The organism is Alicyclobacillus hesperidum subsp. aegles, from assembly GCF_027923525.1.
Taxonomy (GTDB): domain Bacteria; phylum Bacillota; class Bacilli; order Alicyclobacillales; family Alicyclobacillaceae; genus Alicyclobacillus; species Alicyclobacillus aegles.
In genome coordinates, this window is record NZ_BSBJ01000011.1 from 104,220 (window position 1) to 118,765 (window position 14,546).

Annotated in this window: 12 protein-coding genes and 2 rRNA genes; 5 read left to right on the forward strand and 9 right to left on the reverse strand. The window is 54.2% G+C overall.

Features of this window, described 5'->3' with window-relative positions; all coding sequences use genetic code 11:
• Positions 1-251: 251 nt before the first annotated feature.
• Positions 252-1,127, reverse strand: a complete 876-nt coding sequence (locus QMF38_RS08735) for a LysR family transcriptional regulator (RefSeq protein WP_232302382.1) — start codon at positions 1,125-1,127, stop codon at positions 252-254.
• Positions 1,128-1,235: 108 nt separating this feature from the next.
• Here QMF38_RS08735 and QMF38_RS08740 point away from each other — a divergent pair, with 108 nt between their 5' ends.
• From QMF38_RS08740 to QMF38_RS08750, 3 genes are all read left to right on the forward strand, one after another.
• Entirely contained in the window at positions 1,236-1,679 is a 444-nt protein-coding gene (locus QMF38_RS08740) for a CidA/LrgA family protein (protein WP_281759194.1), read from the forward strand.
• Positions 1,673-2,350, forward strand: coding sequence for an LrgB family protein (locus tag QMF38_RS08745; protein WP_232302381.1), 678 nt, complete (start codon positions 1,673-1,675; stop codon positions 2,348-2,350). Before QMF38_RS08740 ends, QMF38_RS08745 begins: the two co-directional genes overlap by 7 nt.
• A 66-nt stretch (positions 2,351-2,416) precedes the next feature.
• Positions 2,417-2,611, forward strand: a complete 195-nt coding sequence (locus tag QMF38_RS08750) for a YjzC family protein (RefSeq protein WP_040288831.1) — start codon at positions 2,417-2,419, stop codon at positions 2,609-2,611.
• Positions 2,612-2,648: 37 nt separating this feature from the next.
• On the opposite strand, the gene QMF38_RS08755 is transcribed toward QMF38_RS08750, so the two are convergent.
• A complete protein-coding gene (locus tag QMF38_RS08755; protein WP_232302380.1) occupies positions 2,649-4,016 on the reverse strand; it encodes a DNA recombination protein RmuC in 1,368 nt (455 codons plus the stop codon).
• A gap of 196 nt (positions 4,017-4,212) precedes the next feature.
• Positions 4,213-6,378 (reverse strand): ATP-dependent Clp protease ATP-binding subunit, encoded by a 2,166-nt coding sequence (locus tag QMF38_RS08760; protein ID WP_281759195.1) that lies wholly within the window; start codon positions 6,376-6,378, stop codon positions 4,213-4,215.
• A gap of 231 nt (positions 6,379-6,609) precedes the next feature.
• Here QMF38_RS08760 and QMF38_RS08765 point away from each other — a divergent pair, with 231 nt between their 5' ends.
• Positions 6,610-7,134: a DUF2076 domain-containing protein gene (locus QMF38_RS08765; protein WP_232302384.1), complete on the forward strand. Its 525-nt coding sequence runs from the start codon at positions 6,610-6,612 to the stop codon at positions 7,132-7,134.
• Positions 7,135-7,296: 162 nt separating this feature from the next.
• Here QMF38_RS08765 and ilvA read toward each other — a convergent pair whose 3' ends face one another.
• Complete coding sequence (ilvA, locus tag QMF38_RS08770; protein ID WP_390854347.1) at positions 7,297-8,553, reverse strand: threonine ammonia-lyase; 1,257 nt, start codon at positions 8,551-8,553, stop codon at positions 7,297-7,299.
• Positions 8,554-8,607: 54 nt separating this feature from the next.
• On the opposite strand from ilvA, the gene QMF38_RS08775 reads away from it, so the two are divergent.
• A complete protein-coding gene (locus tag QMF38_RS08775) occupies positions 8,608-9,510 on the forward strand; it encodes a LysR substrate-binding domain-containing protein (protein WP_232302383.1) in 903 nt (300 codons plus the stop codon).
• A gap of 3 nt (positions 9,511-9,513) precedes the next feature.
• Here the strand turns inward: QMF38_RS08775 and prpB are convergent, their stop codons facing one another.
• From prpB to QMF38_RS08800, 5 genes are all read right to left on the reverse strand, one after another.
• Entirely contained in the window at positions 9,514-10,431 is a 918-nt protein-coding gene (prpB, locus tag QMF38_RS08780) for a methylisocitrate lyase (RefSeq protein WP_058095673.1), read from the reverse strand.
• 27 nt (positions 10,432-10,458) lie between these two features.
• Positions 10,459-11,910, reverse strand: a complete 1,452-nt coding sequence (locus QMF38_RS08785; protein ID WP_281759196.1) for a bifunctional 2-methylcitrate dehydratase/aconitate hydratase — start codon at positions 11,908-11,910, stop codon at positions 10,459-10,461.
• Positions 11,911-11,976: 66 nt separating this feature from the next.
• Entirely contained in the window at positions 11,977-13,110 is a 1,134-nt protein-coding gene (gene mmgD, locus QMF38_RS08790; protein ID WP_058095671.1) for a citrate synthase, read from the reverse strand.
• 253 nt (positions 13,111-13,363) lie between these two features.
• A 5S ribosomal RNA gene (gene rrf, locus QMF38_RS08795) occupies positions 13,364-13,480 on the reverse strand.
• Between the two features lie 235 nt (positions 13,481-13,715).
• Positions 13,716-14,546: ribosomal RNA gene (locus QMF38_RS08800) — 23S ribosomal RNA — on the reverse strand; the annotation flags it as partial.

Below are 14,546 nucleotides of genomic sequence, written 5' to 3' on the forward strand. Positions count from 1 at the left end.
AAAAAAGGCATACCTGACGCGGCATGCCGTAATTTCATTTGCAAACCATGCAAATGAAAAACGCGAGCCGCGTCGGAACGCGACCCGCGATATGTACTCGTTTGCTCATGCTTTCGCGCAACGAGACGGAGGTCGCATTCCCGAGCGGATGACCATGGGAACCAGTGCAATCGTCAGCATACGAATCATGGGAATGCACACTCCTTTCGCGTGAAGTCAGAATATAACATAACACTTTGTTTCTTCATTTGTCAATCCTGAGCAATCTGCAAAAACCGCTGGACAACGCTGGAATCGTCGTCTCGCCGCCAAGCAATGCCCAATTCCACCACTGGTGCCGGCCCTTCGATGGGTACGTATCGCACTTCGCGCGCATGCACGTTTTGCGTCGCCTTTGGCAAGATGCTCACGCCCATGCCGGCCGCAACCAGCCCAACGGCAGTTTGCACCTCCGTGACTTCGAGACGAATGGTCGGACCGAAGCCGGCCGCCCGACAGAGCGTGACGACACTGTCATACAGCCCGGGCCAGATCGATCGCGCGACAAGCACCAACGGCTCGCCCTGTAAATCCTCCATGTGGACGCCGCTTTTGGCCGCTAAGTCACTGCCGACCGGCAACACAACCACACACTCGTCCCGCCGAATTGAACACACATGCAAATCCGGATGAGCAGCCGGGGTGCGCAGCACACCGACGTCGATCGCACCCGTGAGGAGAGCTTCCATTTGCGCCGGTGTCGGCATTTCACGCAAGATGAGCTCGACGCCTGGGCAGAGTTCCTGATAACGGCGAATGACGGGTGGCAACCAATCATACGTAGCCGACCCGACAAAGCCAACGACAAGTTTACCAACGGCGCCAGACGCGGCTCGTCTTGCCGTCTCGGTGGCCGCCTGCAACCGTGCCAAAACCTGGCGCACCTCCTGTAAGTAGGCCATTCCCGCGTCGGTCAAGCGCACCTTGCGGTTGGTTCGATCCAACAGACGCACCCCAAGCTCACCTTCCAATTGTCGGATTTGCTGACTTAAGGGAGGCTGTGTCAGACCAAGACGTTTCGCGGCGCGGCCAAAATGCAACTCCTCAGCGACGGCGACGAAGTATTCGAGTTGACGAAGTTCCGTCATCATCACCCCATTTCATGATTCGTTTTTCGACTCATTCACTTACGATTTATATATTAGACCTTCTATTCCGGCCGGCGTAAGCTTAATACGGAAAGGAAGTGCGCAACGATGCAACGCTTGACATGGATACGCAAAAAAACCGTGGCAATTGCGGTTCTCATTCTGCAGATCGCAGTTTTGTACGGGTTGGCCGATATTGGTGGTTTGATCTCGAAATTGCTGCACACGCCCATTCCCGGCAGTATTTTTGGCCTCATCATCTTGTTTTTGCTGCTGCAATTTCGGGTACTGAGACTCGACTGGATTGCTCGTGGCGGCGACCTTTTAATTCGCGAGATGCTTTTATTTTTCGTCCCTTCGTCCGTCGGCATTATGACATACGGACACTTGATGTTACATGAGGGATTACAAATTTTAGTCACGATTGTTTGTAGCACAGCTATTGTCATGCTCGTCACGGGCACCATGGCCGATAACATCTGGAAGGCAAGGCAGCGGCGCCGCACTCGCCGCACAGCACATGAAGATGCAAAAGAGGTGGCATCATGGTAATGTGGCTTGGTCTCGTATCGACCTTGATTTGCTACGGGATTTGCAAAAAATTGTATCAGCGCTTTCACTATGTATTTTTGAATCCTGTACTGACGTGCTTAGCCGTACTGATTGCATTCCTATCCTTGGCGCACGTTTCATACCATACCTACTTTGCAAGCGGCAAATGGCTGACCGACATGCTGAGTCCGGCGACGGTGGCTCTTGCCATCCCATTGTATCGAAACGTGCACATATTAAAAGCGCATTGGCTTGAGTTCCTTGTCAGCCTCGTCTCCGGCGCTGCGGCCGCCATTGTGTCGTCCATCCTCCTCGCGCGGCTCATGCGCCTAGGCGGCATGATTGAGACCAGTGTTGCGCCTAGGTCAGTGACGACTCCGATTGCCATGGACATCTCGCAAACCATTGGCGGCATTCCAACGCTTACGGCCGTATTCGTCATTATTACTGGTATTTCCGGCGTCGTCATCGGACCCCTCGTCATCCGCTATGTCCGCATTCGATCCGCAATCGCCAAAGGTGCCATCTTCGGCATGGGATGCCATGGCATCGGCACGGCGCGTGCGTTTGAAATGGGGCAAATGGAAGGTACTTGCTCAAGTCTGTCGATGGTAATTGCAGCCTTCATTACGCTGGCACTCGCGCCCAGTCTGGTACCGTTGCTTACGTAACATGCCTCGAATCACCAGTCATGTGAACCGCCAAAGCGGTGGACACTAGCTGTGAGGTGATGATACATGGGCGAACGTTCCGAGTTTACCCCTGGCTATGAAGCACCAAACAACGGCGTGTACATTGAAGTTGGAGCACACCCGGACAGCGAGGATCTACATCACCCACGGCGAGTGTATTTGCACAAGGGAGAACGGTTTCCCGAAACAACCAACGACGATCGGAAGTGGCGGCGTATCAAAACGAATAAAAAACACTGACCAAAGCGATCACGAAGGTGACGGCCGCCTTGTGCCGTCACCCTTCGCCTTCCAGCCATTTGGGTTCCGAAGGTAAAGGACTCGCTTCGACGGAACGCAGTTGCCGCTCGATAGCACGCGAGCGAACCGCGGCCTTGTCGATGGTGTTGCTCGCCTCCTGCAACTTTTTCTGCGTCCGTTCAAGCACATCCCCGAACTTCCCAAACTCAGATTTAACCGCCCCCAACAGATTCCACACCTCACTGGATCGCTTCTGTATAGCCAAAGTGCGAAAGCCAAGCTGCAGGCTGTTGAGGAGAGCCGTAATCGTGGTTGGTCCCGTGATGATGACGCGATACTCGCGCTGTAACGTCTCCCAGAGGCCGGAGCGGCGCAAGACCTCGGCAAATAACCCCTCTACCGGTAGAAACATAAGCGCAAAATCGGTCGTGAGCGGCGGCTGTATGTACTTGTCGCGGATCGATTTGGCTTCGAGTTTGATGCGATTTTCGAGTGCCTTTGCCGCCTCTGTAAACAGGTCGAGGTCGCCCGCTTCTTGAGCCTCCTGCAGACGCTGGTAATCTTCGAGGGGGAACTTGGCGTCGATCGGCAACCATACGGGTGCGTCACCGTCATCCTTCCCGGGCAAACGGACGGCAAAATCGACCCGTTCTTGTGAATCTTGCCGGATGGCGACATTGCGTGCATATTGCTCGGGACTTAGCACTTGCTCGAGCAGGGTCTCAAGCTGCAATTCCCCCATCGTCCCACGGAATTTTACGTTCGTCAGCACGCGCTTTAAATCGCCAACCCCCGCCGCAAGCGACTGCATTTCGCCTAATCCTTGATGAACCTGTTCCAAGCGTTCACTGACCAGTTGAAACGATTCCCCGAGGCGTCGTTCGAGTGTCTGGTGCAACTTCTCGTCGACAGTCATTCGCATTTGCTCAAGCTTATTGCTATTTTCCTCCTGTAAATAGCGCAGGCGGCGCTCCACAGCTTCGCGCACTTGCTCCAATTGACTCGCATTAAGCTGAGCCAAATCGGCGAGTTGCTTGTTAAACGAATCGAGCATGCCCTTTTGCTGTCGCGACATCTCACCGATGGCATCGATCAATGCCTGTTGTTGCAGCGTGATCGCTTGCACAGTGCTGTTTGCGCCTTCAGCAAGCGTGCGTGCCAGCGACTGCGAAAGCCCCTGTACCTGAGCCGCCAACTCCATTCTGGCCTCGCGCGCCGATCGATTCGCCTCTTCGCGACTCGCCATGATTTCGTCGCGCAGACCACGCTCCAGGCGTTCGAATTGAACCCCTGATTCTTGTCTATTGTTTGATTTGTTTGACAATCCACCTCCCCGTCCAAACACGATCCAAATTAACAATACGAAATTTGCCAACGAAATGACGGCAACGATGGTATTCAGCACAGTGTTCGCAATACCTCCCTGTACGGCGCTTTTGAATTCCATGATAGAGAGATTGCAAACCCGAAGAAAGTGCGCCGTAAAAGATTGACGAAACCATTTCAGATACAAGCTCTGAAGTTGCACTGAAAAACCATAAAAAGCGATGGCCCCCTTTGGGAAGCCATCGCTTTCTCACTCGCATGATGACGCTGTCGGCTTACGCCGTCTGCGCGGCCATGGCTGGTTCGACAACCAATGCGCCATCGTTACCGTCGATCCGCACAGCTTGAATATGTTCGTGATCGATCAACAAGTCGGCAATGGGGTCTTCAACCAACTCCTGAATGGCTCGGCGCAATGGACGCGCCCCCAGTGTTGGGTGATACCCACGCGCAGCCAGCACCTTTACGGCCTCCGGCGTCCAGGACAATTCGACGCCTTGCTCCGCCAGCCATTGCTTGCGCTCACCGAGGAATAGCTCCACAATCCGCGCGATATCGGCTTCGGCAAGCGGAGAGAACTGCACGATTGCGTCAAAACGATTCAGGAACTCAGGCTTGAAATACGCGGTCAGCTGATCCGCATTCGACTCCGTCGAGACATCGTGCTTGTCTTCCCCAAGTGCAAAGCCAACCGTCGATTTGCGCTCCATGACACCCGCGTTGCTCGTCATAATGAGAATCGTATCCTTAAAGCTGACCGTACGTCCCTGGCTGTCCGTCAAACGCCCATCCTCCATGATTTGCAGGAAGATGTGTTGTACGTCAGGATGCGCTTTTTCAATCTCGTCGAGCAAGATCAGACTGTACGGCTTTCTCCGCACTTGCTCTGTCAATTGGCCAGCTTCTTCATATCCGACATATCCCGGAGGCGAACCAATCAACTTGGATACCGCATGCTTTTCCATGTATTCGCTCATATCGAGCCGAATCATCGCATCCTTGGAGCCGAACAAGCGCTCGGCCAGACGCTTCGCCAATTCTGTCTTACCAACACCAGTCGGTCCGACGAACAAGAACGAACCAATCGGCCGGTCGCCCTTGCGCAAGCCCACTCGGCTCCGTCGCACTGCCTTGGCCACCTGCTTGACCGCCTGTGGCTGTCCGATGACGTATTGCGCCAAATCCTCTTCCAAGTGACGCAATTTGGTTTGTTCATCGGTTTCTACCTTCGTCACCGGAATGCCCGTCTTCCCTTCGACGATCGCGGCGATGTCCCGTTCCGTCACGGTCGGCCGCTTGGACTGACTGCCCTGCGCCGCCATGCTTGCCAACTGCTCGCGCAATTGCATCTCTTCCCGATGCAGTTCCGCTGCGCGTTCATACGCCTCGACGCGGGCCGCTTCGGCTTTTTCACGAGCCAATGCCGCAAGTCGTGCCTGTATGTCATCCGCGCGGCCATCGGCCTGAGCCAAGTTCGCCTTGGAACCCGCCTCGTCCATCAAATCAATCGCCTTATCGGGAAGAAACCGATCAGCGATATAACGCTGAGACAACGTCACACACGCGCGTACCGCTTCATCCGTGAATTGAACTTGGTGAAATTCCTCATACTTCGAACGGATCCCTTGCAAAATCGCGATTGCCTCGTCAACGCTCGGCTCATTGACCGTCACTGGCTGGAATCGGCGTTCCAGGGCTGCGTCCTTTTCAATTTGCCGATACTCCTTCAAGGTCGTGGCACCGATGACTTGCAAATCGCCGCGTGCAAGTGCGGGCTTCAGGATGTTACCTGCATCCATAGAGCCTTGTGCCGACCCAGCCCCTACGAGCAGATGGATTTCATCGATAAACGCGATCACGTCGTCGCGAGACTCCAATTCGCGAATGAGCCCCTGCATGCGCTCTTCAAACTGGCCGCGAATGCCCGTGTCTGCGACCAGGGATGCCACATCGATAGCGTAAATCTGCTTGTCGCGAAGCTTGCTCGGCACTTGACCTTGCACAATGTGTAACGCCAAGCCTTCGACGACGGCCGTTTTACCGACACCAGGCTCCCCGATGAGCACCGGATTGTTCTTGTTGCGACGATTAAGAATCTCGATGGTACGCGCGATTTCCTTGTCGCGCCCGATCAGCGGATCGATCCGGCCGTCGGCCGCAAGCTGTGTTAGATTGCGACCGAATTGGTCAAGGAAACCGCCGCCTGACGTTTGTGTGCGAATCTGTGCCTCGCGCGGCACACCACGAAACTGTGCAAACAAGTCGTTCATTCCGGGAATTGCCGAACCAAAATCGAAGCCGCCCAACGCACTGGGCAGTTTGTAGCCTGCTTGAACTTTCGCCATACATTCGATGCACAGGTGCAGTTCGAACACTTGCTGATTTCGCTGCGTCCGAATGTGTGCCGTTGCGGGACGTTCGTGACATAAGTTGCATTTCATGTCGATTGACCTCCCTTGTACTCAACATTTCATTCGCAATAGCTGAATCATCCTCAGTTAACCTTAACTATCTTTGACCAATAAGAGGTGTTTGTTTGACTTTGACTATCCTTGACCTTATTATAACGCAACCTCGCAAAGTTGCAACACATTTTTTGTGTTTTGTATGGCCGGCGAGGGATGATATCGGTATGATGGGTACATCAAAGCGAGAGGTGAAACATCTTGATCGTGATTTTGCTTGTCGTGATCGTCATTCTGCTTGTCGTGTTGTTGGCAAGGCGAAATCAAGCTGGGAACGGCTATCGTAGAGGGCCGTTTCAAAACAACGGATTTCGCGACAACCAGTATTACGATGTGACCCCGCCGTACAGCAACCCAGGGTATACGGCCGGTTTTGGGCGAACCGGATCGTTTCTCGGCGGCATGGCGGCTGGTGCGCTGCTCAGTTACCTATTGGAACAAGGGCGGATCGACATGATGCAATACGACATGTTTCGCCAGATGGAAGATCAGCAGATGATCAACGAGCTGATGCAGCAGAACATTATTCAGCAAGATGAGATCGATCAATTGCAGCGAGAAATTGGCATGGATCAGTACGGGGGCGCCGATTGGAACAATGGCCCGTATGACCAAGGGCCGTATGGCGACATGGGCCCAAACAGTTGGGACAACCAGGTGGACTTCCCAACGAATGATGACCCGTTCCAAAACGACTCGTTCAATGATAACAACGGAGACAACTGGGTTTAACCGAAATGTGTTTTGCATAAAACGGCCTTTGCTTTGCGATGTGCGCGACATCAGACTGTGGTCATCGCGCCATTCACGAAGTAAAGGCCAGTTTTTCTATGCTTTGATCCACCCCTGACTACATATCGCGCACAAAAACGGGGTTTCTTGGTATGAAGGCTGCTAGTCGCGAAGGGTTGGCGTGTAGCCAGCCTGCTTCAACGCGTCACACAGTATTTGAATATGGGCGTGATCGCGCGTTTCCAAATCGATTTCCACTTCTGTCTGCCCGAGATGAATGTGCGATCCGACACGTTGATGGTGCACGGTCAATACATTGGCGCGATGCCGAGCCACGATATCCAGCACATCCCGCAAGGCCCCCACTCTGTCCTGAATAGTGACCGCAAGGCGCAGGTAACGGCCGGCTTCTGTCAAGCCGTGCTCGATGATGCGCGACAACACAACGACATCGACGTTGCCGCCTGAGAGAACACAGACAACTTTCCCTAGGTTGTTCGGGATCTTTCGGAAAATCGTTGCCGCAATGCCTGCAGCAGCGGCACCCTCGGCGACAAGCTTGCAACGCTCAAGTAAATAAATCATCGCCCGCGCAATCTCATCCTCGTCCACCGTGACGACGTCGTCAACATAACGCCTGGCGAGAACAAACGTCAATGCGCCGGGACGCTTGACGGCGATGCCATCGGCAATCGTCGGCTGACCCTGGACAGCGTCGATTTGGCCTCGCCCGAGAGCATGGACGAACGATGGTACAGCTTGTGCCTGGACGCCAATAATCTTGATGTCTGGACGCTGCGATTTGACCGCCAACGCAATCCCGGTAGCAAGGCCACCGCCGCCCATCGGGATGACAATCGCTCCGACATCCGGCAGTTGTTCCAGGACCTCCAGCCCTATCGTCCCCTGCCCCGCAATGATGTACGGATCGTCAAACGCGTGAATATATGTGAGACCTTCACTGTCCGCCAGTTGCTTAGCGTGGGCGTATGCCTCATCGTAATCGTTTCCGTGCAAAACGACGCGCGCGCCATAGCGCTGCGTCGCCATCACCTTGGCAAGACTCGCGCCTTCCGGCATGACGATCGTGCAGGGGACACCCTTGCCGCGCGCGGCATACGCGACACCCTGCGCGTGATTGCCGGCGGAAGCTGCGATCACGCCACGTGCCTGTTCGTCTGCGGTCAACGTGGAAATCTTGTTGTAAGCTCCTCGCAGCTTAAAGGATCCCGTCTTTTGTAGGTTCTCGAGCTTTAGGTAAACATCGTTGGCGGACAACTGCGAGAATGTCTCGGAATAGTCGAGCGGCGTATACAAGACGCGATCGCGCAATCGCTCGCGGGCCGCTTCGACATCTGCCGCCGTTGGTGCAGCAACGTTTAACAAGTAGAACGCCTCCTTTACCTCCCGCAAACGCATGGCAAGAGCGCTCGTGATACAATAGCGCCGTCAGGATGATGGAAGGTGATTGGCATGATTGAGTTCAGACATCTCCGCTATTTTGTCGCTGTCGCTGAAGAGTTGAACTTCAGCCGCGCGGCCGAGCGCTTACACATTTCACAATCGCCACTGAGCCGACAAATCCGAGAGTTGGAAGACATGCTAGGGTTTCCGTTGTTCGCGCGAGATCGACATCACGTCGAACTGACGGCCGCCGGACAAGTCTATTTGGAGAAAGCCCGGGAAATCCTCACTGCCATGGAACAGGCCCGACGCGAGGCCGAGCAGTTTCACGTAGGACGAAAAGGAAGCTTATCGATTGGCTTTGTTGGCTCCCTGACCTATCGGGTGGCGGCCATCCTGCAAACGTTTCGCCTGCACTTTCCCGACGTACACATCGAGTTGCGACAAATGAAAAGTACGGAACAAATGCAGGCACTCTATGATGGCAAAATCGACGTCGGCCTCGTCCGCGGAGCGGTGGCCAATCCCAACCTGATTTGCAAAGGTATCGCCGAGGAGCCCTTGGTGGCGGCACTCCCCGGTTCACACCCGCTCGCTCACAAGACGGCGGTATCCCTTGGCGATCTCGCGCCGCATCCGTTCATTCTCACGCCGTACCGCAGCGGATCCGGTTACTACGAAATTGTAACACTGTGTTGCAAGGAAGCTGGATTTGTGCCACGGGTGGCGGTCGAAGCGCCCGAGATTTTAACCATTGTCGCGTTTGTCGCAGCAAACATGGGCGTCGCATTGATACCCGTATCGTTCACACATCTGCGTGCGGACGGCGTCACCTACCTGCCGCTCGAATCCGCATGCACGTGGAACATCTCACTCATCGCGAACGCCCATGGTCCTAAGCAAATCTTGATTGATCACTTTCTCGCACATGCGCGTGGAGGTATCAATGCCAATGAAGATGCTCTCACGTAGGTGTCACTTCTTCTTCATGTGGCCTTCGAGCACCGTCTGTGCGATATGCGTGTCAAGGGCTTCATAATCATAATAACGTATGGCTTCATACAGCGCCTGCCGCGTCAACATCGCTGACTCAAACGCCTTTTGCGTACCATGCTCGGCGAGTTCCCGATATACGAGCTCCACGGCATGCGCTGCGACACGCAAACTTGTTACAGGGTAAATCACCATGCGATATCCCCAAGCCTGAAACTGCTCAGCTGAGTAGTAAGGTGTCCGCCCGAATTCTGTCATGTTGGCCAGAAGCGGTGCCTGTACACGCTCCGCAACGTACTGAAACTCCTCTTCACTCGCCAAAGCCTCAGGGAAAATGGCGTCGGCCCCTGCTTCAACGTACCGATTTGCCCGTTCAATCATCGCGTCGATACCCTCAACACTCTTCGCGTCCGAACGAGCAACGACGACCAGCGTCGGAGCGGCAGTCTTCAGCATGTGGATTTTCTCAATCATCTCGGATGGCTCAACGACCTGCTTACCATTCAGATGGCCGCATTTTTTCGGCATCACTTGGTCTTCTATCTGCACGGCAGCCACGCGCGCCTCCACCATTTCCTTTGCGGTTCTTGCCACGTTGAGAACGCCGCCATACCCTGTGTCAATGTCGACCAACACCGGCAACCCAGAAGCACGGACAAGATCCGCTGCACGTTCCGCCACCTCATTGGAATACACGATGCCGAGATCGGGTAGGCCCCGGCTTGCTGTATACGCCGCTCCTGACAGATACAAGGCTTCAAAGCCGACCTGCTTGGCAATGCGCGCAGCCAGCCCATCGTGTGCACCTGGAATTTTAAGTATGTCAGCTTCTGAAATGCGCTTTAAAAACTGTTGTGCCAGTTCTTCCTGACTGGGCTGTTGTTCAACCAACCAGGCCACAAGCTATTCCTCCTCAAAACACGAACGTCAAATAACAAACAGTTGAACAAACTCATCGACGCCCATTTCGTAAAGGGATTGCGTATCGAGACATTGACCGAGAATGCGATCAACGCGTTTTTGTGGAAACCGGGTCGCCAAATTTGCTCGGAATTTCTCCACAATCTTCGGCAGTCCCTCCGCACGACGCCGACGATGGCCAATCGGATACTCGCAGACGACCTTCTCGGTATGTGATCCGTCGTGGAAAAACACCTGTACGGCGTTTGCGATAGAACGTTTGTCAGGATCGAGGTAATCACGACTGTATTGAACATCCTCGATGACTTCCATACGTTCGCGTAGCCAATCGATGCGCGGATCTTTTGCCGTCTCGTCCTCGTAGTGATCTGCCGTAAGATACCCATACAAAAGACCGATTGCCGTCATATACTGCAGACAGTGATCGCGATCTGCCGGATTGTACAATGGTCCCTTCTTATCAATGATGCGAATCGCCGACTCGTGCGTCGTGATGACGATTCGCTCGATCTCGTCAATGCGACCCGCAACCTGTTCATGCAACTGAATTGCACATTCGACGGCTGTTTGCGCGTGAAATTCAGCTGGAAACGAGATTTTAAACAATACATTCTCCATGACATACGAAGCGAGCGGCCGCGCCAGCACGATCTCCTTGCCACCCATGACAACGTCCTGAAATCCCCACTTTGGTGCCGTAAGCGCGTTTGGATAACCCATTTCGTCACGGAGAGCCATGAAGGCGAGCCACACTGCACGGCTAGTCGCATCACCTGCGGCCCATGACTTGCGCGATCCGGTATTGGGCGCATGGCGATACGTCCGAAGAGGTCCATTGTCAATCCAGGCGTTTGAGACAGCATTCAACACCTGCTCCTTGTTGCCACCAAGCATCGCTGTGGCGACCGCTGTAGAAGCAACTTTGACAAATAGGACGTGATCGATCCCGCGACGATTCAAACTGTTATCCAGAGCCAACACACCTTGGATCTCATGTGCTTGTACCATGCGCTCGAGCAACTGCCTGATGGTCACTGGTGGTTTACCGTGCAATCGATTTTGCCGGCTCATGTAATCGGCCACAGCCAAAATGGCACCTAAATTGTCAGAGGGATGTCCCCACTCTGCCGCCAGCCATGTATCGTTGTAATCTAGCCAGCGAATCATCACGCCAATATTAAATGCCGCCTGCACCGGATCCAGCTCGTATTTCGTGCCCGGTACGCGGGCTCCTAACGATACGCTAAAGTTTGGCACATACGGACCAATGTGTTTCGCACATTCCGGGAACCGCAAAGCCAGCATACCCACACCGAGCGTGTCCATAAGAACGTAGCGTGCCGTTTCCACGGCCTCTTCACTTGCTTGCCCTAATCCCAGGACATAGTCCGTAATGTTGACGAGAACGTCGTCTATGGTGCCACGATGATTGTCATGTACTGCATCCTCTGTAGCCATACTTACTAACACCCTCCGTGTGATGAAAACCTATAGCCAGCAATCCAGTCATCGAGTCTCGTATCGTTAGTTGTCCGCGATTATTTGTGAAACTCTATACCCGCGTGGGCCAGTGTACAAAACGCGAGGCCTAAATAAACGATTGTGCTCCAACTGCTCCGTCACATGCGCAGCCAGTCCGACGACGCGCGCCGCAAAAAACACAGGTGTAAACAGTTCAACTGGAATGCCAAGCAGATGCATGACAGGTGCGGCATAGTAGTCGAGATTGGGAAACAGCCCTTTCTCCTCGCGCACAATTTCTTCACCTGCAAGACACATGCGATACAAACGATCATCGCCCGAGGCCTCAGACATTTCCCTAAGTGCCTCTTTCATTAAAAGTGCACGCGGATCGCTCTTGCGCATGTACACTCGGTGCCCAAATCCCATAATCTTTTCCCTGTTCGCAAGCTTCGTCCGAACGAGCCGTTCAAACCCTTCCACCGTCTGCGCCTCAAGGAGCATGTTCATTACGGCCTCGTTCGCGCCTCCGTGTAGGGGTCCCTTCAGTGACGCCACGGCACCAGTCAACGCCCCATACATGTCCGATTGCGTCGAGGCAATGACGCGCGCGGCGAACGTAGAGTTTGGCAGTTCGTGTTCACAGTAAACCATCAGCACTTGATTATAATAGCGTTCCTCCGCGGCGCTCGGCTCGCGCTTCGTGATCATATATAAGCTATTTGCGACAAACGATAAATCTGAGCGCGGCTGCACAACGCCTTCCCCGCGCGCGATGTGATAGCTGTTCGCTACGATTTGCGGTACGAGCGCAAGTAGACGGAACGCCCGTCGCCGATTGGCCTCCACAGAAGCATCTGCGAGTTCTGGATCAAACCCTGAGAGTGCGGATACACCGGTGCGCAAGGCGTCCATCGGGTGTGTCGAAGCGGGCAAACTGCTTAAAATGGCATAAATACCTTCAGGCAGATGAGCCTGCTCGGACAACATCTGTTCAATCGTCACCCGTTCGTCAGGCGAAGGCAGTCGTCCATACAGTAGCAAACCAATCACGTCGACATAAGACAATTGCCTAGCGAGATCGATCAAGTCGTATCCTCGTATAACGATTTCCTCATGCTCGACATCCAGATACGATATGGACGTTTCACATGCGATCACGTTCTCTAAACCTGGTTTGTACGATTCGATGGACATGGCCTCATCTCCCCATCACGAACTTACCAAGAACACTGTAACCGTTTACCCTGACTTGCGCTAAGATCCAGTGTGACTATAGTTAGACGCGAGAAACCAGTTTGGGTCTCTTCTCGTACCTATCGTGTCAGGCCGCAGCCTGGCCTTTAGATGCACTCGGCTGGGCTGAGCTTCTGTTTTCGGGGATGTGGGCGGGGAATTGTGCATATAGCAAAACAGAGCCAGGCATCTTCGCCTGACTCTGTTCTCTCTTGCCTGGCAACGACCTACCTTCCCAGTCCCTCTCGAGACAAGTATTCTCGGCGCTGGAGGTCTTCACGTCCGTGTTCGGGATGGGTACGGGTGTTTCCCCTCCGCTATGGTCACCAGACTTTCATGCTTCGTTTGCTCCTCGCTCACACGGCTTCGGCCTTCGGCCTGCAGATGTGTTCGCTCGGACCAAACTTCGCTTCAGTTGTGTTGCGTGCAACCTTTGTGCTGAATTCGTTTGTCCTGGCACTCACGCGGCTTTGACTTTCGCCTGCCAGTGTGCTTCTCAGAATAAACTTCGCCTCAGGTTGTCGCCTGCTATGTACCTTTGCTTCTGCTATGAAATGACCTTGCTTGCGGGTGAAGCCCTCGACCGATTCGTATCTGTCCGCTCCACGTATCACTACGCTTCCACGCCAGACCGATCTACCTTGTCTTCTTCAAGGGGTCTTACTCTGTTGTCCAGATGGGATACGTTATCTTGAGGCGGGCTTCGCGCTTAGATGCTTTCAGCGCTTATCCCTTCCCGACTTGGCTACCCAGCGGTGCTCCTGGCGGAACAACTGGTACACCAGCGGTCGGTTCATCCCGGTCCTCTCGTACTAAGGACGAACCCTCTCACGTATCCTGCGCCCGCGGCAGATAGGGACCGAACTGTCTCACGACGTTCTGAACCCAGCTCGCGTACCGCTTTAATGGGCGAACAGCCCAACCCTTGGGACCGACTTCAGCCCCAGGATGCGATGAGCCGACATCGAGGTGCCAAACCTCCCCGTCGATGTGAACTCTTGGGGGAGATCAGCCTGTTATCCCCGGGGTAGCTTTTATCCGTTGAGCGATGGCCCTTCCACTCGGTGCCACCGGGTCACTAAGCCCGACTTTCGTCCCTGCTCGACCTGTCCGTCTCGCAGTCAAGCTCCCTTTTGCCTTTACACGCACCGCGCGATTTCCATCCGCGCTGAGGGAACCTTTGGGCGCCTCCGTTACCTTTTGGGAGGCGACCGCCCCAGTCAAACTGTCCGCCTGACACTGTCCCTTCACCCGCTTCAGGGCGATAGGTTAGAATACTAGTACCTCAAGGGTGGTATCCCAACGCCGACTCCACTCAGGCTGGCGCCCAAGCTTCTCCGTCTCCCACCTATCCTGTACATGACGTACCCGTATCCCATATCAAGCTACAGTCAAGC